This window comes from Bradyrhizobium cajani (genome assembly GCF_009759665.1).
GTDB lineage: Bacteria > Pseudomonadota > Alphaproteobacteria > Rhizobiales > Xanthobacteraceae > Bradyrhizobium > Bradyrhizobium cajani.
Genome location: NZ_WQNE01000004.1, coordinates 57,590 through 83,794 on the forward strand (window position 1 = coordinate 57,590; position 26,205 = coordinate 83,794).

The 26,205-nt window shown below is 62.9% G+C and carries 26 protein-coding genes and 1 pseudogene; 9 read left to right on the forward strand and 18 right to left on the reverse strand.

Annotation, left to right across the window (positions count from 1 at the left end; genetic code table 11):
• Window positions 1–254: 254 nt before the first annotated feature.
• Window positions 255–917: a response regulator gene (locus GPL20_RS07215; RefSeq protein ID WP_157328917.1), complete on the reverse strand. Its 663-nt coding sequence runs from the start codon at window positions 915–917 to the stop codon at window positions 255–257.
• Window positions 914–2,356: a histidine kinase gene (locus GPL20_RS07220; protein WP_157328918.1), complete on the reverse strand. Its 1,443-nt coding sequence runs from the start codon at window positions 2,354–2,356 to the stop codon at window positions 914–916. The genes GPL20_RS07215 and GPL20_RS07220 overlap by 4 nt, the downstream gene beginning before the upstream one ends.
• 225 nt (window positions 2,357–2,581) lie before the next feature.
• On the opposite strand from GPL20_RS07220, the gene GPL20_RS07225 reads away from it, so the two are divergent.
• Entirely contained in the window at window positions 2,582–2,863 is a 282-nt protein-coding gene (locus GPL20_RS07225) for a hypothetical protein (protein WP_157328919.1), read from the forward strand.
• Between the two features lie 1,691 nt (window positions 2,864–4,554).
• On the opposite strand, the gene GPL20_RS07230 is transcribed toward GPL20_RS07225, so the two are convergent.
• On the reverse strand, window positions 4,555–5,730 hold the full coding sequence (locus GPL20_RS07230; protein ID WP_246250149.1) for a hypothetical protein: 1,176 nt from the start codon (window positions 5,728–5,730) through the stop codon (window positions 4,555–4,557).
• Window positions 5,731–6,016: 286 nt separating this feature from the next.
• Window positions 6,017–8,200: a TonB-dependent receptor gene (locus GPL20_RS07235; RefSeq protein ID WP_254125507.1), complete on the reverse strand. Its 2,184-nt coding sequence runs from the start codon at window positions 8,198–8,200 to the stop codon at window positions 6,017–6,019.
• A gap of 281 nt (window positions 8,201–8,481) precedes the next feature.
• Here GPL20_RS07235 and GPL20_RS07240 point away from each other — a divergent pair, with 281 nt between their 5' ends.
• The gene (locus GPL20_RS07240; protein ID WP_157328920.1) at window positions 8,482–8,886 is read left to right on the forward strand and encodes a GFA family protein; all 405 of its coding nucleotides are present in this window, start codon (window positions 8,482–8,484) and stop codon (window positions 8,884–8,886) included.
• 48 nt (window positions 8,887–8,934) lie between these two features.
• On the opposite strand, the gene GPL20_RS07245 is transcribed toward GPL20_RS07240, so the two are convergent.
• Genes GPL20_RS07245 through GPL20_RS07260 form a run of 4 tightly spaced genes read right to left on the reverse strand, consistent with a single transcriptional unit; the run spans window position 8,935 to window position 11,046 of the window.
• Complete coding sequence (locus GPL20_RS07245; RefSeq protein WP_157328921.1) at window positions 8,935–9,624, reverse strand: hypothetical protein; 690 nt, start codon at window positions 9,622–9,624, stop codon at window positions 8,935–8,937.
• Window positions 9,625–9,648: 24 nt separating this feature from the next.
• On the reverse strand, window positions 9,649–9,873 hold the full coding sequence (locus GPL20_RS07250; RefSeq protein ID WP_157328922.1) for a hypothetical protein: 225 nt from the start codon (window positions 9,871–9,873) through the stop codon (window positions 9,649–9,651).
• A gap of 14 nt (window positions 9,874–9,887) precedes the next feature.
• On the reverse strand, window positions 9,888–10,775 hold the full coding sequence (locus tag GPL20_RS07255) for a DUF1259 domain-containing protein (protein ID WP_157328923.1): 888 nt from the start codon (window positions 10,773–10,775) through the stop codon (window positions 9,888–9,890).
• A gap of 37 nt (window positions 10,776–10,812) precedes the next feature.
• Window positions 10,813–11,046, reverse strand: coding sequence for a hypothetical protein (locus GPL20_RS07260; protein WP_157328924.1), 234 nt, complete (start codon window positions 11,044–11,046; stop codon window positions 10,813–10,815).
• 445 nt (window positions 11,047–11,491) lie between these two features.
• Here GPL20_RS07260 and GPL20_RS07265 point away from each other — a divergent pair, with 445 nt between their 5' ends.
• The gene (locus GPL20_RS07265) at window positions 11,492–12,568 is read left to right on the forward strand and encodes a Cj0069 family protein (RefSeq protein ID WP_157328925.1); all 1,077 of its coding nucleotides are present in this window, start codon (window positions 11,492–11,494) and stop codon (window positions 12,566–12,568) included.
• Between the two features lie 5 nt (window positions 12,569–12,573).
• Complete coding sequence (locus tag GPL20_RS07270) at window positions 12,574–12,882, forward strand: aromatic-ring hydroxylase C-terminal domain-containing protein (RefSeq protein WP_157328926.1); 309 nt, start codon at window positions 12,574–12,576, stop codon at window positions 12,880–12,882.
• Here the strand turns inward: GPL20_RS07270 and GPL20_RS07275 are convergent.
• Window positions 12,852–13,625, reverse strand: a complete 774-nt coding sequence (locus GPL20_RS07275; RefSeq protein ID WP_157328927.1) for a hypothetical protein — start codon at window positions 13,623–13,625, stop codon at window positions 12,852–12,854. The two genes, GPL20_RS07270 and GPL20_RS07275, sit on opposite strands and share 31 nt — an antisense overlap.
• 16 nt (window positions 13,626–13,641) lie before the next feature.
• Window positions 13,642–13,830, reverse strand: a complete 189-nt coding sequence (locus tag GPL20_RS07280) for a hypothetical protein (RefSeq protein WP_157328928.1) — start codon at window positions 13,828–13,830, stop codon at window positions 13,642–13,644.
• Window positions 13,831–14,084: 254 nt separating this feature from the next.
• Here GPL20_RS07280 and GPL20_RS07285 point away from each other — a divergent pair, with 254 nt between their 5' ends.
• Window positions 14,085–15,059: a DUF2336 domain-containing protein gene (locus GPL20_RS07285; protein WP_157328929.1), complete on the forward strand. Its 975-nt coding sequence runs from the start codon at window positions 14,085–14,087 to the stop codon at window positions 15,057–15,059.
• 134 nt (window positions 15,060–15,193) lie between these two features.
• Here the strand turns inward: GPL20_RS07285 and GPL20_RS07290 are convergent, their stop codons facing one another.
• The 5 genes and pseudogenes from GPL20_RS07290 to GPL20_RS07310 form a co-directional block, all read right to left on the reverse strand.
• Entirely contained in the window at window positions 15,194–15,538 is a 345-nt protein-coding gene (locus GPL20_RS07290) for a DUF1491 family protein (protein ID WP_157328930.1), read from the reverse strand.
• Between the two features lie 3 nt (window positions 15,539–15,541).
• Entirely contained in the window at window positions 15,542–15,835 is a 294-nt protein-coding gene (locus GPL20_RS07295) for a BrnA antitoxin family protein (protein WP_157328931.1), read from the reverse strand.
• Window positions 15,816–16,075: pseudogene (locus GPL20_RS07300) on the reverse strand (BrnT family toxin). Before GPL20_RS07300 ends, GPL20_RS07295 begins: the two are co-directional and overlap by 20 nt.
• 106 nt (window positions 16,076–16,181) lie before the next feature.
• Complete coding sequence (locus GPL20_RS07305) at window positions 16,182–16,886, reverse strand: peptidoglycan-binding domain-containing protein (RefSeq protein ID WP_254125503.1); 705 nt, start codon at window positions 16,884–16,886, stop codon at window positions 16,182–16,184.
• Window positions 16,879–18,768 carry a PAS domain-containing sensor histidine kinase gene (locus GPL20_RS07310; RefSeq protein ID WP_254125501.1) on the reverse strand — a complete coding sequence of 630 codons (1,890 nt, stop codon included), beginning with the start codon at window positions 18,766–18,768 and terminating at the stop codon, window positions 16,879–16,881. Before GPL20_RS07310 ends, GPL20_RS07305 begins: the two co-directional genes overlap by 8 nt.
• A gap of 409 nt (window positions 18,769–19,177) precedes the next feature.
• Here GPL20_RS07310 and GPL20_RS07315 point away from each other — a divergent pair, with 409 nt between their 5' ends.
• Together GPL20_RS07315 and GPL20_RS07320 are read left to right on the forward strand one after the other, a co-directional pair.
• The gene (locus GPL20_RS07315) at window positions 19,178–19,618 is read left to right on the forward strand and encodes a DUF5330 domain-containing protein (RefSeq protein WP_157328933.1); all 441 of its coding nucleotides are present in this window, start codon (window positions 19,178–19,180) and stop codon (window positions 19,616–19,618) included.
• 69 nt (window positions 19,619–19,687) lie between these two features.
• Window positions 19,688–20,113 (forward strand): SufE family protein, encoded by a 426-nt coding sequence (locus GPL20_RS07320; RefSeq protein ID WP_157328934.1) that lies wholly within the window; start codon window positions 19,688–19,690, stop codon window positions 20,111–20,113.
• A 112-nt stretch (window positions 20,114–20,225) separates the two neighbouring features.
• Here GPL20_RS07320 and GPL20_RS07325 read toward each other — a convergent pair whose 3' ends face one another.
• A complete protein-coding gene (locus GPL20_RS07325; RefSeq protein WP_157328935.1) occupies window positions 20,226–20,642 on the reverse strand; it encodes a Ros/MucR family transcriptional regulator in 417 nt (138 codons plus the stop codon).
• A 159-nt stretch (window positions 20,643–20,801) separates the two neighbouring features.
• Window positions 20,802–21,653, reverse strand: coding sequence for a DUF308 domain-containing protein (locus tag GPL20_RS07330; protein ID WP_167532933.1), 852 nt, complete (start codon window positions 21,651–21,653; stop codon window positions 20,802–20,804).
• Window positions 21,654–21,966: 313 nt separating this feature from the next.
• Between GPL20_RS07330 and GPL20_RS07335 the strand changes: the two genes are divergently transcribed.
• Together GPL20_RS07335 and GPL20_RS07340 are read left to right on the forward strand one after the other, a co-directional pair.
• Window positions 21,967–23,616 carry a glycosyltransferase family 39 protein gene (locus tag GPL20_RS07335; RefSeq protein WP_157328937.1) on the forward strand — a complete coding sequence of 550 codons (1,650 nt, stop codon included), beginning with the start codon at window positions 21,967–21,969 and terminating at the stop codon, window positions 23,614–23,616.
• Between the two features lie 185 nt (window positions 23,617–23,801).
• Window positions 23,802–24,581 carry a class II aldolase/adducin family protein gene (locus GPL20_RS07340; protein ID WP_157328938.1) on the forward strand — a complete coding sequence of 260 codons (780 nt, stop codon included), beginning with the start codon at window positions 23,802–23,804 and terminating at the stop codon, window positions 24,579–24,581.
• Window positions 24,582–24,794: 213 nt separating this feature from the next.
• On the opposite strand, the gene GPL20_RS07345 is transcribed toward GPL20_RS07340, so the two are convergent.
• The gene (locus GPL20_RS07345; RefSeq protein WP_157328939.1) at window positions 24,795–26,189 is read right to left on the reverse strand and encodes a M20/M25/M40 family metallo-hydrolase; all 1,395 of its coding nucleotides are present in this window, start codon (window positions 26,187–26,189) and stop codon (window positions 24,795–24,797) included.
• Window positions 26,190–26,205: the final 16 nt, after the last annotated feature.

Below are 26,205 nucleotides of genomic sequence, written 5' to 3' on the forward strand. Positions count from 1 at the left end.
TCGGGCAAAACACTGGCAGAATGTCAACATCGGAAAAATCGCAACACCCGCGCGGAGCAATCCAGCGCGGGTTTTTTCATGTCGGCGCAAAGACGTTGCTATCGGAAGAAGAAGCGAAAAAAGGGCGTGGCCCTAAAGCGCGATGAGATGCGGCCAACTTGCCTTTTCCGCCTGTGGCCCCATAGCGGACCTTCGCCGTGCCCGCCGTGATGTCAGCTTTTGACCCGCCAGCCGGTAGGCAGATCGGAACTTGTTTAGTGCTTTCGCTCCTCCACTAGCGTTACCAGGCCGCTTCGCAGGCCAAAAAGCACGAGCTCAACGTCGGATGAAACGCCAAGCTTCGATTTGATGGCGTAGTGATAGTTCGAGACCGTCTTCGGGCTGAGATTGAATGCGGCGGCTATCTCTTCGGCCGTCCGGCCATCGAGCAACATTCGCAGTACCTCGAATTCGCGAGGGGAAAGAGTGTCAATGACACTTGCATCTTCCTGTAGTCGGCTCCTTGCGATCGCCTCACTGACCTCGGGGCAAATTGCAACACGGCCGGCAGCCACGTCGCACACCGCACTAACGAGCAATTCGGGCGGGCTACTTTTGGTGACGAAGCCCTTTGCACCCGCCCGGAAGGCCTGCAGAGCGAATGTCGCGCTCAAGTGCATGGTGAAAACCAGCAGGCGCGCGTTTGGATCCCACTGACGTATCTGTCGAATGGCATCTATGCCGCCGCGACCCGGCAATGAAACATCCATCACCACAACATCGGGATTGTTGCTCTTGTAGGCTTGATAGGCGCCGGCCGCATCGGCTGCCTCGGCGACGACAGTAATGCCTTCATGTTTTTCAAGAAGCCGATGGTATCCCTCACGCACAACCGCGTGGTCATCGACAAGCATGACGCTGATATTTCGCGGCCTCATGGCGCTGGACCGGTGGTACTCGTCACGGGAATTCTGACGCTGAGGATGAGGCCTTTTTCTGGCCTCGGCACAACGCTCATCTCCCCACCCAGCGCGAGCGTTCTCTCGCGAATCCCGATCAGTCCGAGGCCAAAACCAACCTCTCCCCTGATCTCGCGCGCCAATCCCGCACCATCGTCCTCAACGGTCGCCTCCACCAAGCCGGCGCCAGACTGTGGCGCAGGGTCGATACGCACCACGGCACGCACGATGGCCGCCTGCGCATGCTTGGCAGCGTTTGTCAGACCTTCCTGAACGATATGAAAGATGTGACAAGTAACCGCCAGGGGGAGCGCGTTCACGTCGCCGTGCGCCTCCAGCAGGAATTGGGTCTTCCCGGAACCGCGGAGATTATGATCGGCGATTAATCCCTCAAGGCTCGTGAGCAGCCCGATATCGTCGATCTCCTGTACTCTCAACTCCTGCACGGTGCTGCGTAGCGCCTTCATGATACGGCCCGCAGTTTCCGTCAGGACCTGAGCTTCGGGAACAAGAGAGGGACAATCAGTCGAGGCGGTGACCTTGATCGAAGCAGCTGTCGCACTCATGGCACTGAGGCTCTGGGCCAGCTCGTCATGAAGCACGCGCGCGAGGTGACGCCTTTCCTGCTCCCGGGCTTCCACCAGACGCCGCGCAAGGTCGGCGCGCTCGGAGGTCGCGACTTCCAGGGTGTTCGCCAGATCGTTGAAGACCTTGCTTATTCTTTGCAACTCGGCAAGCCGGAACGGCGGGAGACGGCACTTCAGATCGCCTGCAGCCAACCGGTTGAGGCCGCTGACGACGTCTCTCGTCGGCCGCAGCGCGCGCTCGACGACAAAATACACGAGGATACCAAGAGCACCGATGGTCGCGGCGGAGAGGCCGAGCATCCGCGAGATTTCAGACCAGGCGCGCGCCGTCACGGCTGATGGGTTCGAGCTGACGACGAGCGTACCAGTTACGGCACCTTGACGCGTGACGGGACGCTCGTAAGTCATCCGACTACCAAACGCCCGCTGATAGAAGGCCGAAAACCATGCTGGTGCCTCGCCCGCCTGAACGTGGAAACCCAGACAGCGCGAGATGGCATCCTTCCCGGCTTCATTGAGCTGCATGCACTGACCCGGGCTCATCAGCTGGTCGAGAAAGCCGTCCATCTGAAGAAAGCGCCTTTGCAGATCAATTTGCAGATCAACCCCCTGTCTGGAGACAGACTGCGGTTCGCGGGACAGAAGCCGCATTTCCAGAAACCTGCCAACAACAACCCCTACGGTCCGGTTGGCCTTCAACGTCTCCTCTGCTGCCTGGTGCACGGAGATCGCCGCTCCACCAAGAAAACAGAGTAGCGCGACGGCTGCTACCTGCTTCAATAGCGACCATTTGAGATCAAACACCGGCCGGCGCCGAAGATGCATGGCCATCGCCCCGCGGATGCTCTCTTCAGACTACAACATACAGCGGCCGCCCGGTACTGCTTGGTTCGACGTCAGGCAAATTTCCCAGGACCTCGGGGGGAGTTCGCTCTTTCGCTGAGTGACGGTGTGCCCGATGCTGGGCCTGCGGCGCACATGGAGCGTCGGCGCACTGAAATAAGGTCAATCTGAAAGTCGTGGCGCGAGTATCTCTGTTTTCTTAGGGAGAATGCCATGTACAGGTTGTTATTGAGTGCAGCACTTGCCGTTTCCTTACAGGGAGCAAATGCGGCAGCTGGAGAGCTGCCAACGTTTGAATTGCTCGGCTTTCCGGTTTCCCGGCATCAGGTGGCGGTGCTCGGATCAGCGAACGTCGAAGAGCAGGCTCCCAATCCTACTCTTACCTGGGACGGCATGCCCGCCTCTCCTCACCAAGTGGCGGTTTTGACGCCGCGGCAACGGGTGGCGGAGGAAACTGCGGCGATGTCAAAGACGGTTGGTCTTTCAGCCAGGTAGATCGGAGTTTCCGGGATGCTGACGGCGCTGGTTCTTATCTGCTCGGCTGCTGCCGCACCCGATCTTCGAGAGTGCACACGGCACAATGCGACAGCTGTCTTTCGGGTCCCGGCTGAGTTCGGAAGTCCGGCAACATGCTTCCTACATGGACAGGCCTACCTGGCTGGAACCTCCATTGGTCGGGACCTCATGCCCGACGAGCGCGTCAAAGTGATTTGTGTGCGGAGCGAAGTATTGGCTGCCTCGATGCAGCGTCGATGAAGGTTGGAGGAGAGAGCTTGTGCAACAGCTCCGGACAGCGTCAGGGTCTGCCGTTTGAGCTAGACGTCGAAGGAGCCAAGGTCGACTAACAGCGAACTCAATTAATATTGACCAGCTGGAACGAGCAGTTCTTGGACCGCAGCGGACAAGGTGTCGGCCTTAGCTGATGTCGGGTCTTGACCCGTAGCTGCCGCTCGACATCGAAAGGCCGAGGTCAGCTCTCCGAGGCCACGCGGTATTGCCACGCCAGGGGTTAACCCAAAGCCGACATGCGGCGCTGTGCTCACCTAGCACGCGCTAGTTTCAGGAGGCCGAGCGCGAGAATTAGGAAGACCGGGACGATAGCCACAAAGGAAAGAATTGCCGTCAGGCTCTTATGCCAAAACAGAAAGTAAGTTGCGCCCGCAACGACGGTCATCGACAGCGTCGAGCCAACTAAAGCCAACGTCTGTTTTGTGCGCTTCACAGCAGCCCCACACAGTCGGACGCGTGCCAGCTTGCAACACCAAGCACCAATGCCAGCTAAACGGCCGGTACGCGCGTTCGCGCTCATGGCCCTTGGCTATCATCTGTCAATCGCCGTGTTGCCGGCTTCTCGGGCCGTGAGCGGACCCAGGTCGGACTGTGCCGGGACAGCCGCTTGTGACCCAAAGGGGACTTCAAGGTCACAATGTCAGCCCATGCCCCAGTAACACTCTTCAGCCAACAATACCGCGTTAACTGAAAGTTGTAAACGCGCTTCGACACTCCCGATGAGATGCTATTCGGGGCTCATTAATGATTCGGGTCTGAAATGAAGCGAGGGTGGGTCTATATCGTCTTCGGCCCGATCTTGGGCGTGATGGGCTCACTTCTTTGGGCAATTGTTCGGGATGGGATGGGCGCCGCACTCCGCGACCCTGCTTACGGCGCGACCTTGGTTTCTTGGCTATCTCTAATAGTCGATGCAGGGCTGGCGCGAGTCGCGCCTATTGTGGTGAGGGCCCCCTTGATGGCGGCAATAGGATCAGCAATCGCTTTCGCTTGTCTGTACGTTGGGCTTCAGGCCCCTCCGCTCCATCAATTCATGCCCGTTTACGTCGTGGCTGCGGGCTCCATAGAGTTGTGTTCGCTGTTGGCCAATGACTATTCAAGGTCCTGATTGAGCAAAGAGTGGCCCAAGGTCCGCTGCTGACCCATCGCGCCATTTCGTTGCTCTGCAACAATACGTCGGCTATCGGGGCACACCGGACTTTGGCGCTTTGTCGGCGTGGCAGATTGATGAGTTCACGGCCTAGAATTTGGCCGCTGAGAGCGCTGAGAGTCTGCTTCCCGGAGGTGACCCGAACAGGGCCGTGCAAGCTGGCAAAGGCAGCTTTTGACCCTTCGCAGACATATCGAAATCAAAAAAGACCAAAAGAGAGGCCGAGACGAGAAGCATCGCGGCTCAACTACGGAAGTCCTTTTGTCACCGTAAAGGGATTGAACCCACGTTCCGCGAGGGCAGCCCACGAAGCTGCGCCAAGATGTGACAATCGGAAATAGAGTCGCGGCTTGGTCGGATCGGTGTCCAACACGAACCCGGTCGGTAACTCGCGGACAGTTGTGGCATAGAACCCACCGTCGGGCGACCTCTGGGATTCGATTACAGCGATCAACGAATCTGCCCTCTCAGTCCGGCCGAGCAATTTCATCAAGAGAGCCATTTGGCCCGTCCCTTCGGTCCACACACCGTCCCGGTCTTCACCGTAAGAAAAGCCCCCGCCGACACTCATTCGCTGTTCGGCGGTCGTCATTGCTGATGCAAATTTCCCGGCCGCTCCGTGAAGCGCTGTTAAAGGCCAGATCTGAGCATCCAGAGCCAAAATCGGATTGTGCGTGACGCCGTCTTCAGCGGTCCCTGCGGCGAAACAGGCGCATACCGGATCCCACATCGTATTTACGAAGTGCTCAGCAGCCGTTGCCTTATCACGCCAACGCGAATCGCCTGTACGGATCGCAAGAAGGCCAAACGCGGCGGCGAGGTCAGTATTATGTTCAGTCGATTTCCACGTCCGCACTTCCGGCGTCGGTTCGTGCCCAAACGTACCACCCGTGAAACCGCCAGTGCCGCGCTTATCGGCCCATTGCGCGACCCAGGCGCCAAGCCGTGCTGCGCCATCGCGGAACCGAGAGCCGGTGTTCACATCATCAATCGACAGCAACGCCAACATGGCCCATGCCATGTTACCAACATCGCTGCCCACCTGATATCGATCCTCTAACCATTTGTTCTGAGTATTGTCCCACCACCCTGGAAGTTTAACGGGGCCATTCGCCACCACACCCGCGGCGTAGGCGTTCCTGAGCCGTCCATCATGCCAGGTGCGGTCGTTGTCGATGGCCCAGAGAATCGCCGAGCCAATCCGATGCGCTTTGTCTTGCTCACCGCAACCGACCAATGCGATGGCGGCTACCGCATTGTCATAGAGGTAGGCGGCGCCATGCAGAGGCCCCGATTCGACGGTCGGATAGCTGGGCAGGAACAACGGCCCTGATGGCGGTGCCTTATCAATTAGATCAGCGAGGTATCCGCACGCTGACATTTTTGGTGCTGTTGAAGCCTGCAGTGGAGCGGAGGCCATCATGATTGCGAAAGTCGCGACGACCCAAGTGTGAGGGCAGAGCCCGCGACAACGGGAGAAGCAATAAGTGATTGGAGCCGGTAGCATTTCGCTGCCTCTCGTGTCCTTTCAACCAAGATAGACTTTGCGACATCGGGAAGAAAGCAGGTCAGGATAGAATCGTGCCTTCATCTTCAATGGCAGTTTATGGCCCATCGCGCCATTACCCTGCTCTGCAGCAATACGTCGGCTATCGGGGCACACCGGACATTGGCGCTTTGTCAGCGTGGCAGATTGATGAGATCACGTCCTAGAATTTGGCCGCCGCAGTGAGGCGCACGGCGAGCGGCTCGGCCGAGTGAACGTGCCGGTCGGCAACGCCTTCGATCGGCTCGCCCGGCAAACGCGACAGATAATAATACTCGATCTGGTTTGTTCGCGTGTCGAAGAGGTTGAGCACGTCGAGTTGAAGTCTAAGCCCGTTGTCAAAATTGTACCCGACACGCGCATTCACAATGAACGACGAGAGAGAGCGCACGCTGTCGTCCTCGACGAGCGGGCGCGGGCCGAAATAGCGGGCCTTCAAAGTGCCGAACCAGCCCGTCTCCGTGCCGAAAGTGACGGCGCCGCTGGCAACCCAGGCTGGAGCGCCCGGGATGTGGTCGCCCACCACATCATAGTCGGTAAATCGCGCCTTGGTGTATGCAACGTCGAGATCGAAACCGAGCCAGGGGAGAGGCTTGTAATGATTGGTCCATTCCGCGCCGACGCGTCGGCTCGGCCGGCTCGGCTCCGTCGTGCCGGCATCACCGACAAACAGCAGTTCAGAGTCGAAATCGAGAACAAAAACGGCGAGCGAACTGGTGAGATCGGGGATTGCCTTCGTCCGGATACCAAGTTCGGCGCCGCGCGAGCGCACGAGCAGAGGCACCCGGTCAAGCGGGGTTACCTTGTCGTTGGGATCGACCGTGATCGTGGCGCCACGAATGTCGTTGCTATGCAGGCCGTAACCGGCATTTCCGTAGAATTCGGTCTTGAACCACGGACCGAGAACAATCCCCGCCTTCGGGCTCATCATCGAGGCCTGTGCATTGCCTGAATTCTCCGGCGTGTCGCTGAAGACGTGGCCGGCAAAAAAGTCCTCGCGCAGCCCGACCGTGGTTCGCAACCAGCCAGTCCAGCGCGTCGTGCTATCCGTCCAGATGCCGACGTTACCTTCTTGAACACGATCCTCTCGCACCGTGGACAGCAAGTTGCGCTGAGCGGTCTTGAACAGGCCGACATGAATGTCGTCATAGCGCGTTTGCACGCCTACGCGCGTCTGAGTTTCCAGCCCGGCGAAGCGCCAGTCGAATGTGTGACGCGCATCGATCCCGCCAAGCGTCCGACCATCGAGTTGGCTGAACTGATCGCCATTGACGGGGTCGTCCAGATAGTACGTGAAGTCGTTGAAGAGCCGCAGGTCGGATCGAATGACATAGGCACTGACGTCGGTTTGACCGTACACGCTGGACTGCGACCATTTGCCGGATACGCTGAAACGGCTCGAGGTGCCGCCGTCCGTTGGATCAAGTGTCCCCCACCGACTGATGATACCCTGGTCAATCGCGCGTTGCGCCACCTGATCGGTCGAATTCCAGCCGTTCGAGTAGGCCATTGCGGTGAGCGAGAAGCCGTCGGTGACGGTACCTTGGCTATAGCGCAGGACGCCGTTCAATTTGCGCACGTCGTCGCCGACGTCCCAGGGACCGTTGTACTTGGTCGCGTCGAAGGCCGCGAGCAATGTACCAGCACCCACATCATAAGATCCCGCAGCGAGACTACGGGCATAGCCAAAGCTGCCGTAAGTCACCTCCGCGAGATTCTTCGGAAGGCGCTTGACGTAGTCGATGTCGACCGCGCCGGCCGAACCGAAGTCGCCGACATCGGCGAAATAGGGTCCTTTCCGGACATTCACCGAACGGATCAATTCGGGAATGAGAAAATTGATATCTGCATATCCCTGACCATGGCCATGCGTCGGCATGTTGACCGGCATGCCGTCAACGGAGATTGCGAGATCCGTGCCATGATCGAGATTGAAGCCGCGCAGAAAGTACTGATTGGCTTTCCCTTCACCCGAATGCTGAGTGACAATCAAACCCGGAACGATCTCGAGCGCCTCTCCCGGACGGGAAAAAGGTATTGCGTTCACTTGTTGGCCGGTGAACGTGACGGCGCTGGCGGCCGTCGGCTGCATGGCTGCGGCCCTTTCGGCGGCTGCGTCTGTCGCCGAACCGCTGCCGCTGAGGGATGACCGGTCCGAGGCGGGATTCGCACGGCTTGCGCCTCGCGTTACATGCGGCTTGGATCGTTCAATGCGCTTGCGCGGCTGCTTCTCGGCAGCGACCGTTACAGGCGACAGTTCGGTGAGAGGGTCGTGCGCTTCAGCCGGGATCGTCAAAAAAGCCGACGACGACACAACGGAAAGAATCCGTAAGACGGCCTTACGCACAGCGATGCCTCTGCACTCAACCACGGCCACCAAGTGCCGCCTTATTCCGCCAAGATATGCCGTGCCAGAATAACCGACGCAGTATGATGTTTCAATGACATCCTCATACCGAGATTGGGCCCGAACCTCGCCTGGCCTGCATCAAAGCAATCTAACCGCGGCCGCAATGGCAGGAGCTGTCAGGCGACAGCAGGACGCAGTCGCAAATCGATTTGCGACGTTGAAGCCACAAATCCACGGCGTTATCGGTCTGCAAGACCACCTTCAATCGGGAGGAACGCATGAGCGCCATCACCGGCGGTTGTCACTGCGGTGCAATCCGTTATGAAATTGAGGGCGACGTGATCATGCACGCGCTGTGCCACTGCCGCGATTGCAGACTTCACGCCGGCGCGCCGGTGGTCGGCTGGACGATGTACGCGGAGGATGCCGTCAAGCTGACCAAGGGTGAGCCCAAGGTGTATCGCTCGTCGGAACATGGCCGGCGGCACTTCTGCGGCGACTGCGGAACCGGTCTGTTCTACGTCACCAGCATGCAGCCCGGCGTCATCGACGTCCAGAGCGCGACCTACGACGATCCCGATGCCGTCCCGCCGACGATGCACATGCAGGTCGCCGAGCGCCTGCGCTGGATGGAGCATGCGCACGAACTGCCGACATTCGACCGCTTTCCGCCGCAGCCGTAGGCAGGCATCGAACGTTCATGGCTAACTCCGGCAAAGCTGGACAGACGTCTATTTCGTCTCACCATATGCCAGATCATCGAACAGGGTCACGCTATCCGCCTTGGTCCACAGGCCGATCATGCCGGCATTCATGATGGTGGCGTCCTCCACCTCGAATAACGGCTGTCCGTCATAGGTCACCTTGAACCGGCTTCCCGCGAAATCGCAACGCAGCGCGTGCCATTGCCCGGACGGCACCGGCCTGCTGACGCCATAGCCGCCTTTGCGACCGACGATGTCCAACGACGTTCGAATGCCGTTGATCGTCTTGTAGAGCACAACGTTATCCTCCAGCGCGTTGGCCCGGACGACGTAGTAATTGTCGGCATCCTTGGCGCGCCAGATGATTCCCGCGGCGCGATCCTCGGAGCCGGCGACGGCCTTGAATTTCACCTCGACGAAGCCATCGCGAATGGCGGTATCGCTTTTGATGGCCACCGGAAAAGTCGCCTGTCCGGATTGCTTGAGAACGTTCGGCTTGCTTGGCGCCGAGGGCTCGGCCTCGACAGTCCATTTCGGTTTCCCCTTTCCCGTCATCGTCAAAGTCCAGCCTTCGGGCGGCATTCCGGCGGGCACGTTGTCGAAATTCAAGGTCTGGGCCACGGTATTCCCTCCCACTAACAGAGCCGGCATGGATGCCAGGGCGAGCCTCGCCCATGCAGAAGGTCGCCACGGAAACGTCAAGACGGTGCAGTTCATCGGCTGTCCTGATCCCCGAACTGGTCAGTTGTTCGTCCAGTCGATCAGCAGCAGATCGTCTCGGACCTCCAGTGCGCCAAGGGCGAGCGCGAAGCCGGATCGGACCTGCTCCGCATCGCCGCAAAAGACGATCGTGTCGAATGGCCTCACGGCCGGTTGCTTCGCCTGTGGTCCGCCCGAAGTGGGCGGATCGGTGGGCGCGGCGACTTCATCGCGGCACTCTGCGGCGGCTCGCTTCTCTTCGCTCATTGTCTTCAATCCTTTCAGCTCTTCGTGCTGGCGGTCTTGTCCAGTGCCGCCCGCAGGCCCTCGGCCAGCTTGATCGCATCATCGTTGGCCCAGAAATGCATGAAGAAGAGCCGCGGCTGCTCGTTCAGCATGTGGCTGTGCAGCGCCGTGACCTCGATGCCGTGCGTCCGCAGCGCCGCGACGACCGGGTTCACCTCGTCGCTGGTCAGCACGAAGTCGCCGGTGATGGCCGCCCTGCCGCCGCCGGTCGGCTGGAAATTGATGGCGATCGCAACGCCCATCGCACCGACGGGGGTCAACAGCATGCCGTCGTCCGTGATCGGGTCCCGCCGCTTCACGTTGAACTGGTAGACGCTGCCATTGCCCTGCCCTTTGACGCCGATGATCTGGTCGAGTTTCGCCGTATCGAGGTCGATGGCGGGCGCCTGGCTCGCCGGCGCCGCTGAAGTCAGCGGGGTCTTGCTTTCGGCGAGCGCATCGTGAATTGCGGAGGCCAGCTTGACCGGATCCCCGTGACCGGCGATGTGCATGTAGAACGTCGCCGGGTTTGCGCGGAGGAGATGATTATGCACGGCGGTGATCTCGAGACCGCTCGCGATCATCTTCGCCATGACGGGATTGACTTCGGTCTCGAGGAGCACGAGGTCGCCCATGACCATGGCCCCGCCATGTGCGGGCTTGAACGCGACCCAGCCGCCAAGTGCGAGCGCCGGCTTGATCGTCACCCCGTCCAAGGTCACCGAGAGATCGGTGCGCGGGAAGCCATAGCGGTGAACATCGTCCGCGACGGAGGGCTTCCGGCCCAGCGTTTCGTCGACCTTCTGCCAGTCGATGCCCTGCGCGTGGGCGCTGGCGAAGCAGCAGGCGCCGATAGCCAACAGCGCCGAGATTGTCTTACGCATTGGTCTACTCCCTCAAGCTCAATCCGGTTTCCAAAGCCTAGTTCTGCTCTTTGATCTGGCCGCCGCTGTCGACGACGAGCCGCACCGGCTTGCCGTTCTTGATGGCCTTGGCGGTGATTCCCTCCGCGGTCGACTTGATGTCGCTGACTTGCGTGTATCCGGCCGCCTGGATCCTGGCGATCAGCTCATCTTGGGTCAGCGCATGTGCTGTCGACACGCTCCCCATGATCGCCAGAAACAGCAGAGAGTGAAGAAGTGTCGGTGTTTGCATGCTCATTCTCCTGGTGGTCGTCCCCGCCACAGGTGAAGTCCGCAGCCCGCCTCGAATCCAAGCGAGGGTCCGAGCCCAAGTCGACACGCGCGCCGACGAGTGCCGGCGTGATGCGCAGGACCGATATGATAAGTGGGATGGAATCGAGATGCTGGATGACATGCTGCGTCCTTGGCGAAAAGCAGGACGCGATTCTTGGGCATGTCGCCTCACGGGGAGATCGCATATCCCCGTCGCACCGAATAGAAACCCGCAGAGCCGGGCTGTCAACGGGCGATGTCCGAGGACACCTCACGAAGAGTTCACAGTTGGGATGGAACTGAGCCAAGGACGACTTGAAATCCGAGGACCATCTCACGTAAGGTGACCCCTACGGGGACAAAGCAGACTCCCCGCGAGACCTCGGTCCAAGCTCTGCGCAGCACGCCACTCGTGGAGCTTGCGCATGGACACCGAACGACACCCTTCTCACCGACATACCGTCGCCATCCTCTCACGCGGAGACGCTGCCGCGCGCCGGGAGGCGACCGCGCAGAACAGCCGCTTCGTGCGCGTCTTCGAAGCATTCGCCGCTGCCGGCATCGAGGCCCGACCTGTGATCTACGACGAAAGCGTCGCCGACGCGGTCCGCGATCAATTGCTCGCAGCCGACGGCGTGCTCGTCTGGGTCGATCCGATCCACCAGGGCAAGACACGCGCTCATCTCGATGACCTGCTGCGCGACGTTGCCGCGCAGGGACCATGGGTCAGCGCACATCCGGACGTGATCCTGAAGATGGGCGTCAAGGACGTGCTCTATCGAACGCGCCGTCTGGGTTGGGGCGCCGATACGCATCGCTATGAGGACGCCGCGGCGTTCCGCGCCGAATTTCCGTCACGTCTTCGCGCGAACGGCCCCCGCGTGCTGAAGCAAAATCGCGGCAATGGAGGCCAGGGCGTCTGGAAGGTCGAAGCGCTGCCAGACACGGAGTCCGTCGTGCGGGTGCTCCATGCGCAACGCGGCAGCATGCCCGAAGATGTTCCGCTCGAGGCCTTCATCGCGCGATGCGAACCGTATTTCGGCTGGGGCGGCTGCATCATCGACCAGATTTTCCAGCCGCGCCTGCCCGATGGCATGATCCGCTGCTACATGAGCGGCTCCAAGGTCGCAGGCTTCGGGCACCAGCGGATCAAGGCCTTGATCCCGCCGCCGCCCGAAGGCCCGGACTCGCCCGAAGCGCAACCAGGCCCGCGGGTCATGCACGGGCCCGATGCGCCGCAATTCGGGGCGCTCCGCAGGTCGATGGAGAACGAATGGACGCCGGGCATGATGGAGTTGCTGGACATCGACGAGGCGTCGCTACCGGTCATCTGGGACGCGGACTTCCTCTACGGCCCGAAAGACGCGGCCGGCGCCGACACGTACGTGCTGTGCGAGATCAACGCGAGTTCCTGCTTCGCCATCCCCGAGGAGGCCCCGGCTGCCATAGCGCGAACAGTCGGCCGGCGTCTTCGGCTCGCTCAAGGGGCGCACGCCGGCTGATCGCCGTGGTTCAGCTTCAACGCGCGCGGCGGAGGCTGCTCAGGACGGGCCGCGGCGTACTGCTGGAGTTCGCTTCATGTGCATCCGTTCGCGCCCTTGCACGCCGCTGGGGCGACCGCATCATTCATGTCGCAAACGATGCCAGGGATCGGCTCGGCTTGAGCGCCGTGCTGCTGCGTCCCGATGGCATCGTCGCCTGGGCCGGCGAAGGGGACGGCATCGACGGGCTGGAGGATGCGCTCCAGCGCTGGTTCACGCCGCCGCAGGACGTGGCGTTGCGGCCTCAGCCCTTCGAGATGACCGCGCGGCCGTAGGGCGGCTGGCCTGCGACCGGCGGGTTGGCGGTCTGGGCGGCGAGCTCGCCGATCAGGCGGTCGGCATCGGCGGCCATGCCGTCGGGCGCCTGGATCACCAGGCGCTCCAGTGCCCAGCGATAGGACGAGACGCGCTGCTCCAGGCATTGCTGCACCCACTGCACGATCAGCGAGTTCTCCTGCATGCGCGCGACCGCGTCGTCCCTCTCCCGCGGCGAGAGCGCGGAGACGCGCGTCATGCTGGCATCGCGCTTCCTGTCGAGATCGATGACGCGGATCGCGGAGGCGAAGAACGGCTCGAAACGGGTGATGTCGTTGCGCACATCCTCGATGAGCTGCGCATAGCGCGAGGAATGCGAACGGTGCGGCTCGTCGATCAGCGTGCGGCCGTACATGGTGCGGTCGAACACGATCTTCTGCCGCCAGGGCGAGGGCAGCGCCTTGTAGTCGCCGAACACGCTCTTCCATGCGGGGCGCGACAGCGGCGGCTCGATCATGGGATAGGCGAGGTCGCGAAGCTGGCGCTCCTCGTCGGTGAGCTGGAATTGCGAGGGCCTCAGGCCGACGCTGGAGGTGGCCTCGGCCCCGAGCCAGCGATGCATGTCGTCGCTGCGCATGTCGGCGCGGGTGCGGCCGAAATCGCCGCCGCTACAGGCGCCGAGAGCAAGGGCAAGAACAAGACCAAGCGTCGCGCCGATCAGCGCGCGCAGGATGGACCGGATATGACGGTTGGCTTCCGGCATTGCACGAAGCCGGATCTCAGCGACGGCGACGACGGCGCCCCGGCGCTGTGCCCTGCTCCGGTCCGCGATCGCCGCTGGTTTCGTCGGTTTCACGCTCGATGCGGATCACGGGGAGGATCACGATCGTTCCCGTTTCCGTGCGCGGTGTGACTTCCCCCGACGAGCCCACCCGGCGACCGGCCGGAAATTCGATGATGGTCCCCATGTCAGCTCTCTTCAATTGCCGCGCGACCAAACGCGCCCCTGCAACATCGGGATCATTAAGATCAGCTCATGGTTAACGGGGTGTAAACACGGCCGTTGGACCGTAACCGCACGGGCCGGCTGCGGCGTCCCGTTGCGGCACGGAACCGCTTAAATTGCAGGGCCACCTTCACGGCTCATTTTCCTTAACGAGGCTTTAAAGGACCCTGCGATAGGCTCGCCCGCAAGTATCTCTTCCGAGTTGCGTACGCCTCCATGACCAAGTCGCTGTTTCCCGGATTCGACGGGCTGATGAACCTGTCCCGTCGCGAAGGCGTCGATGTCCGCCCGACGCTGCTGCGCGTGCTGACCGACCTCTATGTCCAGACGCGCGTCCACAGCGAGGACGAGCAGCGGCAATTCGTCGAACTCGCCACCCGATTGATCGACCAGGTCGACGATGCGACGCGCGCCGCCGTCAAGGCGCGGCTTGCGACCTATCCGTCGACGCCCGTCCCGGTCCTGCAGAAGCTCGGGCTGGTCGCCGCGCAGGAAGGCCGCAGGGTTCCGCTGGCGCGAGAGATTCCCACTTCGGCGCCGGCATCAACCCCGGTCCACACCCCCACCGACGCCGAGCAGCGCATGGCCGCGAACATGGCGATGCAGCCGAAGGATGCCGCCGAGATCCACGACATGTTCTTCCGCGCCGGCACATCCGAGCGCGCGCTGATGCTGCACAATCTGGCGCAGACGCCGCTGAAGGCCGCGCCGCGGATTCCGACCGTGCGCGCCAGGCGCGCGATCCAGATCCTGGAAATGGCGGCGATCGCCGGCGACGTCGAGAATTTCATCTACGAGCTCGGCGACAGCCTGATCCTGCCCTCGCGCGTCGCAGCAGAGATCGTCGACGATCCCGGCGGCGAGGCGATCGCTGTCGCCGCGCGCGCGCTCGACATGCCGAGCCCGAACTTCCAGCGCATCCTGCTGTTCTTCAAGCCGGAGATCGGCACCTCCGTGAACGAGGTGTACCGGCTGTCCCGGCTCTACGACCGCCTCAGCGACCGCTCGGCGCTGGTGATGCTGGCGGCCTGGCGCGGCTCGACGCTCGCGGTCACGCGCGCAAAGTACCAGTCCTCGCTGCACGACGGCGAACGCCAGCGCGCCCGTGCGGGCGCAAGCCAGACGCGGCCCGGCGTGCAGCCCGGCTCCGCGCCTGCGGTACGGACGGGCTCCGGCGGATCGGACCGCTAGTTCGCCAACGCTCGCCTTCAGTACGGGGCGCACCCAATCTCGTCATTGCGAGCGCAGCGAAGCAATCCAGAGTCCCTCCGCGGAAAGATTCTGGATTGCTTCGCCTACGCTCGCAATGACGACGAGGGCACCAATCACGTCTTCGCCAATTCGAGGAAATGCCGCCCCGCGCGATCTTCGGTCTCGACGATCCAGGCGTCCGGATCGAAGCGGATTTCCCTGGTCAGCCGCTCCTCGATGGTATGGTCCGGCAAGGGCTGCGGCGCGACCGGCACGAAGAAGCGATCGACCGGACGGCCGTCGTCATAGACGGTCTGCGGCGCCGGCACGTACAGCATCGCATTGCCGTCGAGCAGCGACACCTTGACGAACACCGCGCCCGCCTCCTCGGCCCCGCGGCGGCGCACGGCGCCGAACACGCCGTCGGTCTGGCAGCGGCGCAGGTAAGCCGCCACCCAGATATTTGATTTCAAACGCATCGACTAACCCGTGGCAGAATTGCGCTTGCGCTTCACCACCTTGATGAGAGCTTCATCAATTCGGCTCTGCCAACCCGGGCCTTCCGCCTTGAAATAGTCGACCACATCGGGGCTGAGACGCAAGGTCACCTGTCGTTTTGTTGGGGCTCTATTGGGCCCCCGGCCCTTCCGCATCGCCGGAAAGACCTCGTCGAATGACTTGGCCCTGGCAAAGTCATCCTTGGTCCATTCCGGATTATCGCTCACCGCGCGCATGTCCCGCGCAGAGTAGCCTTTCTTAGCGGCGGTTCCCTTCATAGAGCTCCCTTTCCTTCTTGCTGGCAGGGCGCATGCTGATGATGCTGACGCCCTCGGCTCCAAGGGTCGCGACGATGACCGAGATGACGCCACGAATGCTGAGGCCGATCGCTCGCCAACGGTTGCGATACGAGGCCAAGACCAGAGCATGCCGAAGAAAGCCTCGTTGAGATCAGCGAAATCCATCCCGTGCTTGTCGAGATTGGCTCGGCGCTTTGGCTCGTCCCAAACGATCTTCAAGGCTTATTTTGTAACTACAAAATAAACCGAAGTCAATCATGAGAGGACCTTCGCCGCGCAATGCAGCGAGGACGATTGGGATTTTGGATGCGCGCTAACCTAACGGTTATTCGACGGGATGGCCGATCGCGGCCGCAAGCTCGCGCAGGAGACGATCGGACACCTGGCCGGTGACCTGCATCTTGTGCTCGCGTTCGAACTTCTGGATCGCGGACTGGGTCTCGCCGCTCATCGTGCCCGTGATCTTCAGATTGCCGTAGCCGTATTCGGCCAGCGCGCGCTGCACGCCGGCGACACGCTTTGCGGCCGGGCTCTGCACCGGAATCGGCGCCGGAGGACGCGCGACGGAGGGCGACGTCGAGGTCGTCGCCTTGACGAGATTGGTCATCGGATCGCCCGAGCGCGGCGTCGATGCGGTCGCCTCGACCGGCTTCTCCGCGGCCTTCTCGGCGGCTCTTTCGGCAGGTTTGGGCTCGGCGCGGAACTCCGTCGCGCGCGGCTCGAGCGGCGAGGTATCGGCGCCGACGGGGCGCGGACGCGGCAAGGGATTGGACAGAGACACGGACGACGGCGCGGGAAGATTGATCACGGTGCCGAACATCGGCGCCGGATGCCGGCCGGTCTGGAGGAACAGCGCATTGGCGACGATCGCACCGATTGCGGCGACAGCGACGAGGCCGGCCAGCGTGTCCTTGGGACTATGCAGGAGAACGCGCATCACGAGATTGCGCTCGGTCTCGACATCGATGACCGCGGCCTTGGCACCGCGGCGACGCGGAGCGGCATCGTCCTTTGCAGACTTCTTAGGCACTTTTCTTCACCAGAGCGGGTTGGTTCTGAAGTTGATCTTGATGCAAGTCTTGAGGTTTGTCTTGTGGTTTGTCTTGTGGTTTGTCTTGGGTTTCCTGGCGCGGCATCGGCGTCAAGGTCGCGATCTTGCTCTCGGCCGGCTTGACTTGCGGCGGCGTGTAGACGAGCGGCAGCTTGATGGTGACGGCGGTACCCTCCCCTAACCTGCTTTGCACCGTCAATTCGCCGAGATGCAACGCCACGAGGCTCTTCACGATCGAAAGACCAAGACCGGTGCCTTCGTGACGGCGCTGATAGGTCTTGCCGGCCTGGAAGAACGGCGCGCCGATGCGCTTGAGATCGTCAGGGGCGATACCGACGCCGGTGTCGCTGATACGCAGGGTGAGCTGCGAGCTGGACGCCGACGCTGACACGGTGACCTGGCCGCCGCGCTCGGTGAACTTGATGGCGTTGGCGACGAGGTTGAGCAGGATCTGCTTGAAGGCGCGCGGATCGCCGGTCATGACAGGCAGGTCCTGCGGCGCATCGGTAATGAGATCGATGCCGTTCTCGCGTGCCTTCAGCGCCAGCAGATTGCAGCAATGCATCAGCGAGGCGCGCGGCGAGAAGGGTTCGGAGGCAATCTCGAAATTGCCCGATTCCATCTTCGACATGTCGAGGATGCCGTTGACCACCGACAGCAAATGCTGACCGGAATCGTTGATGAGCTGGGCGTATTCCTTGCGCTGCGCCGCCCCCAGCATCAAGGTCTGCTCCTGCGCGATCATCTCGGAGAAGCCGATGATGGCGTTGAGCGGCGTGCGGAGCTCGTGGCTCATGGTGGCGAGAAAGCGCGTCTTGGCGGCATCGGCCGCCTCGGCCGCGCTACGCGCCTGATCCAGCGCCTGCTCGGAAAGCTTGCGGTCGGTGACGTCGCGCATCACGGCGACGACTTCCGCCTCGCGCGTGGACTCGCGGCCCATGTCCTGATCGAGCGGGCGGCAGCGCATCTCGACCCAGATGAAGTCGACATGGCCGCGTTCGGAGCCGACGGGCTCCCGCCGCAGCCGGAACTCGACGCTGCGCACGTCGCCACGTGCGGCATCGGACAAGGCGGTGAGATAGGCCGGGCGATCGGCGACATGAACGCGGTCGAACAGGCCGTGGCCGTGCAGTTGTGCGACGGGCATGCCGAGCATGGCCTCGGCCGCCGACGAGATGAACTGCACCGCGCCGTTGCGCTGATGCCGGGAGATGACGTCGCTCATGTTGCGCGCGAGCAGGCGATAGCGCTCTTCCTCGCGCGACAGCAGCGCCACGCTGGTGCGCGCGAGCGACTCCGCGCCGAAGGCAAGGCCCGCGGCATAGAGCGTCGCCGAGCCGACGCCGAACGCCATCAGCACGCCGCGTTCTGCGGCGCTGGCCTCTCCAGCCGCCAGCCAGCCGAACTGGCCGGCAAGGATCAGGATCCCTGCGCAAGACAGCGCAAGCAGTGACGCAAAGGTTGCGACGCGGCGTGAGGCCGAGAGCGCAGCTTCGAGGGGAACCACGACCAGCCAGATCGCGGCGAATGATTCGATGCCGCCGGTGGTGCCGGCAATCGCCATGATCAGGCCGGCGAGCGCCAGCGACGACAGCACATGCGCGCCTTCGTAGCGGCCGGTGCGCGACAGGAACCAGGACAACAGGATCGGCGCGATCAGCCACGCGAAGGCCGCAGCCTCGATAGCGCTCGGCGCACCGCGCATGGCGAGATAGACCGGGAATACGGCAAAGGCCGCCAGGCTGCCGAGCAGCCGCGGCGCCATGAAGGCACGATGGCGCGCTCGCGTCAGCGCATCGTAACGCGCGGAGGGATGCAGCAGCGCATCGAGACAATCGCGGATGATACTCAAAACGGTCACGGGTCTCGCGCTTCGGCTCAATCGTCTTAGAAGACGCGCCGGAACGCCTCCTTGTCGTTGAGCCACCGTGTCAGAGCGACCTTAAACGAGTGCTAAGGCGGCGCGGCCGGGCGCCGGACACCGCGTCATCGCGGAGCTTTTTAGACGATTTGGCGACGTCTTCGGTGGGGATGGTGAACACAGGGTTTCACCCGTCCGCTCATGGTTTCGAAATGGTGGATGGGCGATCCCGGCAGAATCACAACATCGCCGTCAATCGAAAATTTACGAGAACGTCGACGGCAAAGATTCTTGCGTAAATTTTCCGCGAATTAAGCTCAAGGCAATCACTTGCGATCTATCGAGGATTGCTAGGTCGAATGCGCGCGGGCCAATGCCGCGGGCGGGATCTAACATACAGGTCGATCAGATGCGCTTTCTGCTCCGCATCACATTCTGGCTCGGGCTGGTGCTGGTGCTCCTGCCGCGGGACAAGACGCCCGAATCGGAGAAGCTGCCGCAGATCGGCGCTGCCGACGCGGTGCAGGCTGCGACCGCGGCCGTCTCCGACATGACCCAGTTCTGCAAGCGCCAGCCGACGGCCTGCGAGGTCGGCGGACAGGCCGCGACCATCATCGGCCAGCGGGCGCAGGACGGCGCGCGCAAGCTCTACCAGATCATCAACGACAAGAAAGACCAGATCACCAACGAGAAGAACGACAAGAGCGACAAGAGCGACAAGAAGGCGCCCGACCACACCGGCTCGATCGCGATGGCCGGCGAAGGCGGCATTGCCGCGAGCGAGGCGCCGCGCGACACGCTGACCCAGGACGACCTCGCGCTGGAATGGCGCGGTCCGGCGGCGAATTAGCCCCCAAACCCTATCGATTTCGCGGCTTCGCATCCCTATATTGTGGGGAACGGGGAACAATGGGCCGATATGACGACAATCGACGAAATCAGGGATAATTTCGAGGTTCTGGACGAGTGGGACGACCGCTACCGGTACGTCATCGAGCTCGGCCGCACCCTGGAGCCGATGCCCGAGGCGGAACATTCGGCCGAGAACAAGGTGCAGGGCTGCGTCAGCCAGGTCTGGCTCCAGAAGCTGGTCGATCGCAGCAATGGCGCGCCGATCCTGAAATATCGCGGCGACAGCGATGCGCACATCGTGCGCGGGCTGGTCGCAATCGTGCTCTCGCTCTATTCGGGCCGCACGCCGCAGGAGATTCTCGCCACCGACGCGATCGCGGTGTTCGACGAGTTCGGCTTCCGCGATCACCTGACGCCGCAGCGCTCCAACGGCCTGCGCTCGATGGTCGAGCGGATCAAGACCGACGCCAAAGAGGCTCTCGCGGAAGCGTAAGGTGGGCACGGCGCAAGAGCGCCTTTTGCGGCCCCTACGAAATCTCGCCCGCGGCCATCCTTCGAGACGCCCGCGTTGCGGGCTCCTCAGGATGAGGGCGGAATGAGTGGCGCTACTTCCGCTTCCGCTGCTGCTGTCCGAGCCCCATCTGCTTCGCCAGCTGCGAGCGCGCCACCGCATAGTTCGGCGCGACCATGGGGTAATCGGCCGGCAGGCCCCATTTCTCCCGATATTGCTCCGGCGTCATGTTGTACTGGGTGCGCAGATGGCGCTTCAGCGACTTGAAGCGCTTGCCGTCTTCGAGGCACACCAGATAGTCGGGCGCGATCGACTTCTTCAGCGAGACCGCCGGCTTTGCCGGCTCGAGCGCTGCCGTCTCGGGGCGGCCTGACGAGACCCGCACCAGGGCGCCGTGAACCTGGCTGATGAGGTTGGGAATCTCGGCAGCCGGCGTCGGATTGTTGCCGACATAGGCCGACACGATGCTTGCCGTCAGCTCAATGAAATTCTTAGCCCCCGCATCCGACATGCGCCCGACCTCTCTCCACCTTGCATCCTCACGGGATTGACGACACCGAAGTATTCCGTGTCAACAATACGTTCGGCTGAAATGTGACGACTGACGACTATGCGCTGATTACTGGCGAAGCGACAGGAATGGTGGCGCTTTACTTGTGCGCCGCAAGCATCAGGACCGCTGGTCGAGGTGGGTGCGCAACTCGTCGATCGAGGCAAAGCGCATCATGCCCTCCGGCATCTGCGCTTCGATCGAGCCGTCGGAATAGAGCGAATAGGCCATGCCGTCGACGATGCCGGATTTGAGCACGGTCACGGGTGCCGGCTCGGCGGGTGTGGCAGGCTCCGGTGCGGGCGGCGGCGCGGCCTCCGCAAAGCTCGACGGCGAGCGCGGCGGCGGGCGGCGGGACGCGGCGGGCGGCTCCGGCGGCCGCATGCGGTCCGGCTTCGGCCAGGCATCCTCGAAGCTCGCAGGCGGAGCCTCCGGTGCGGCAGGCGCAGCGGGCTCCTGCGGCGGCGGCCCCTCCTCGGCGGCCTTGGCCTGCGCGCGTTCGCGCTCCCTGCGCGAGGTCGAGGCGAACAGCAGGTTGCGCTTGCGCGGCGCTTCCGGAACCGGCGGCGGCGCTGCAGCTTCCGGCTCCGGCGGCACCTCGAGGCGCGGACGCTCGCGCGCGGCAGCTTCGCTCTGCCATGGCGGCGGCCCTGCGGCTGGCGATGTCGGCTCCGCCTTCATTGCAGGTGCAGGCACAGGCTCGGGCGCGCCCGGCGTCGCGAGTCCCGGCAGCACGGGCCTGACCCGAACCTCGGAGGGCGCGACCGCACCAGCCAGTCGGCGAGCGATGCCCTTCAGCTCCACGACCGCGAGATAGAGGCCGGACAGTAACATTCCGGAGCAGACGCCGATGGTTCCGCAGATTATGAGGGTGCTGCCGACGCTGAATTCCCTGACGGTGAAGCCAAACAGGATCGCAACGAGGCCCGCCAGAATGGCGAAAATCCCCGCGATCAACAATGCCAAGGTCATCGAACTCACCCCCGGCCGCGAATCCACACGCGACATCCGTCACGCCACGATACCGTCATACTGCGTTCCACGCCAACGGCCAATTGTAGCTGGCGTTCCTAAAGGAAAGGAAATCAGGGACTTATTCACATTCCCTTCAGCTACGGCTCGCTACTTCTGAGCTGCTCCCAAGCTGGTCGGATTTGCTGCGTCGCATCAGGAATTTAGCCATAATGCCCAATTACTTGGTAATGGAACTGCGCTATAGGGAATTCGGGGAACAGGCCCGCGCGCACCAGCAGGGCCAAGAGGGGATTCCGGGTCACCAATAGCCATGACATCCATCACGACTTCGGCGATCGACACGCCAGCGCGGCGCTCGATCGAACGGTCTTGCGACGATCTCGCCATGCTGGTGCTGGCCGCGGTCGCCGTCATTGCAGGCTTGACCTTCCGCGATTACGGGCTCGGCTGGGACGACTACACTCACGCTGAATATGCCGACCTGCTGCTGCGCATGTTCGGTTCCGGTTTCAAGGATACCGCCGCGCTCTCCTTCGCCAACCTCTACATGTATGGCGGCGGCTTCGACATGGTCGCAGCCCTCCTGCACAAGGTCATTCCGCTCGAACTGTTCGAGACGCGCCGCCTGGTCGGCGCCATCGTCGGCGTGGTCGGCCTTGCGGTGACATGGCGGCTCGGCCGCCGCATCGGCGGACCGCTTGCCGGCCTTGCCGCGCTGTTGCTGCTCGCGCTCTGCCCGATCTTCTACGGCCACATGTTCATGAACCCGAAGGATGCGCCCTTCGCGGTGGCCATGATCATCCTGATGCTCGGCCTCGTCCGGCTCGCCGAGGAATATCCGCAGCCCTCGCCGCGCACGATCCTGATCGTCGGTCTCGGCGCCGGTCTTTCGCTCGGCTGCCGCGTTCTCGGCGGGCTCGCGCTGGTCTACGCCCTGTTCGGCTTCATGCCGCTGCTCCTGGAGGAGCTGCGCACCGAGGGCGCGCGCGAGGCGATCCGCCGCTTCGCCCATGTCGTCTACGTGCTGCTGCCCGGCCTCGTGTTCGGCTATCTCGTCATGGGCATGATCTGGCCGTGGTCGATCATGGAGCCCGGCAATCCCTTCGAGGCGCTGACCTATTTCTCGCACTTCTTCGAGAAGCCCTGGAAGGAGATGTTCGACGGCGCGATCGTCTCCGTACCCGACATGCCCTGGTCCTATCTGCCGACGCTGTTCGCGCTCCAGCTCCCCGAGGTGATGCTGGTGCTGACGGGCGGCGCCGTGTTCAGCACCTTCGCGCTGCTGCCGCGCCGCGGGGTTCCGGCGCGCCGCAAGACCATCCTCTTGATGCTGACGCTCGCCGCCACGCTGCCGCTCGCGATCGCAATGGTGAAGCGGCCGGCGCTCTACAACGGCATCCGCCATTTCGTCTTCGTGATCCCGCCGATGGCGGTGCTCGGCGGCGTCGCCTTCGCCTGGACGATGGAGCGCCTGCGCACCAACCATCGCACCTGGCAGCCGGTGGTGCTCGCCACCTTCTGCTTCGGCCTGGCGCTCTCGCTCGCCGAGATGATCCGGCTGCATCCCTACCAGTACACCCACTTCAACCACATCGCCGGCACCGTGCGCGGCGCCGACGACCGCTTCATGCTGGACTATTGGGGCCTCGCTCTGAAGCAGGCCTCCGACGAACTGCGCGAGCAGCTCGTCGAGCGCCAGGAAGTGCCGCCGAGCAATCGCAAGTGGAAGGTCGCGGTGTGCGGTCCGCAGCGCCCCGCGCAGGTCGCGCTCGGCCCCGACTTCACCATCGGCTGGGACTCCAACGCCGCCGATTTCGCGATGACGCTGGGCGAGTTCTACTGCAAGGGCCTGACCGCGCCCGTCATGGTCGAGATCAAGCGCGACGACGTGGTGTTCGCCCGCGTCTACGACATCCGCGGCCGCAGCATTTCCAGCCTGCTGTCGATCCCGGCGCCGTAATCATTTTCTCCTGAACCGTAGCCCGGATGAGCGAAAGCGACATCCGGGACCTCTTTGAGCGGCCCGCATATCGCTTTCGCTCATGCGGGCTACGCTGAACTGCCGCGCTCTTGACGCGCCTTGCCGCCAGCTTCCACCGCGACTACGCTCCCCCTCCGCAACAACGAGGTTCGGAGAAATTTGCCATGTCGCCAGCGGAAGCACGCTTGAAGGAAGTGCCGTCGAACATGACGGAGGCCGAGTGGCAGCAACGGATCAATCTCGCCGCCTGCTATCGCCTCGTCGCGCTCTACGGCTGGGACGACCTGGTCGACACCCACATCTCCGCCCGCGTGCCCGGCCCGGACCATCATTTCCTCATCAATCCCTACGGGCTGATGTTCGACGAGATCACGGCCTCGAGCCTCGTCAAGGTCGACCTGCACGGCAACCAGCTCTCCGAGAGCGAGTACAGCATCAACCCGGCCGGCTTCACCATCCATTCGGCGATCCACGAGGTGCGCGAGGATGCGATCTGCGTGCTGCACCTCCACACCCTCGACGGCACCGCGGTGTCGAGCAGCGCGGAAGGGCTGTTGCCGCTGAACCAGACCGCCCAGCTCGTCACCCACGATCTCGCCTATCACGACTATGAAGGCATCGCGCTCGACCATGACGAGCGGCCGCGGCTCCAGAAGGATCTCGGCGACCACAACCACATGCTGTTGCGCAATCACGGCACGCTGACGGTCGGCCGCTCCGTGGCCTCCGCCTTCGAGCGCATGTACCACCTCGAACGCGCCTGCTCGATGCAGGTGCGCACGCGCGCGCTGGGCACGCCGGTCTACCCGGTGGAGGAGATCGCGATCGAGAAGAACACCGAGCTGCTCGCCAACCGCGACCGCGCCGAGCTGCGCGCCACCAACCTCGTGTGGCCGCCCTTGCTGCGCAAGCTCGACCGCGAGCTTCCGGGCTACCGGTCTTGAGATTTTCCGGATTCCGTGTAAGGTAGACGTCACCTACCTCTGCACGTTTTGGAATGAAACGCCGCCCAATTCCGGGCGGCGTTTTTATTTGGGGCAGCCGCATCCTCCGCTCGTCATTGCGAGGAGCTCTTGCGACGAAGCAATCCAGACTGTTTTCCGCGGAGGGATTCTGGATTGCTTCGCTTCGCTCGCAATGACGAGGATGGAGCGCCCTTATTTCACCTCCGCGAGCGCCGCGAGGATGCGGGCCCAGGAACGGATGCCCTTCTGGAAGCTGCGGAGGTCGTACTTCTCGTTCGGCGAATGGATGTTGTCGTCGTCGAGGCCAAAGCCGACCAGCAGCGAGTCCAGCCCGAGCGTGCGCTTGAAGTCGGCGACGATCGGGATCGAAGCGCCCGAGCCCATCAGCACGGTCTCCTTGCCCCATTCCTCCGTCAGCGCCTTCTTGGCGGCGGCGAGCGGCTTCATGTTCCAGTCGAGCGCAACCGCGGGCGCGGCGGAATGATCGCCGAACTCGACCTTGCAATCTCCGGGAATGCGCGCGGACACGTAGTCGCGGAACGCCTTGCGGATCTTTGCGGGGTCCTGCCCCTCGACCAGGCGGAACGAAACCTTCGCCGAGGCGTGCGACGGGATCACCGTCTTGGAGCCCTCGCCGATATAGCCGCCCCAGATGCCGTTGACGTCGCAGGTCGGACGCGAGGACGCCTGCTCGATCAGCAGCCGTCCCTTCTCGCCCGCCGGGATCGACAGGCCGATCGGCTTGAGGAACATCTCGGGCGTGAGGTTGAGGTTCTTCCACTGCGCGAGGATGTCGGGCGGAAGGTCTTTCACGCCGTCATAGAAACCGGGAATGGTGATGCGGTTGTCATCGTCGAAAAGGCTGCCCAGAATCTTGGTCAGCACCCGGATCGGGTTCATCGCGCTGCCGCCGAACACGCCGGAATGCAGGTCGCGATTGGCGGCGGTGATCTTCACCTCTTCATAGAGCAGGCCGCGCAGTGACGTCGTGATCGCCGGCGTGTTGCGGTCCCACATGCCGGTGTCGCAGACCAGCACGTAGTCCGCTTTGAACTCGTCCTTGTTGGCCTCGATGAAGGGCACGAAGTTCTTCGAGCCGACCTCCTCCTCGCCCTCGATCAGGAAGGTGACGTCGACCGGCAGCGAGCCCGTTACTTTCTTCCAGGCCCGGCAAGCCTCGACGAAGGTCATCACCTGGCCCTTATCGTCCTCGGCGCCGCGCGCGACGATGATCTTGCGGCCGTCGGCATGGTCGGTGACCACGGGCTCGAACGGCGGGCGGTGCCAGAGATCGAGCGGATCGACCGGCTGCACGTCGTAATGGCCGTAGAACAGCACATGAGGCCGTCCGCCCGCCTTGGCCTTGCCGACCACGGCGGGATGCCCGGCGGTCGGCCGCACCTCGGTCGCGACGCCGAGGCTCGCGATGTCCTTGGCAAGATGCTCGGCCGCCGCCTTGCAATCCTCGGCAAAGGCCGGATCCGCGGAGATCGACTTGATCCGCAACAGCGAGAACAGACGCTCCAGGCTGTTGTCGAAATCCTTGTCGATGTGATCGAGCACGGATTGAAGCTGCGCGTTGGACATGGTCGTGTTCCTGGCT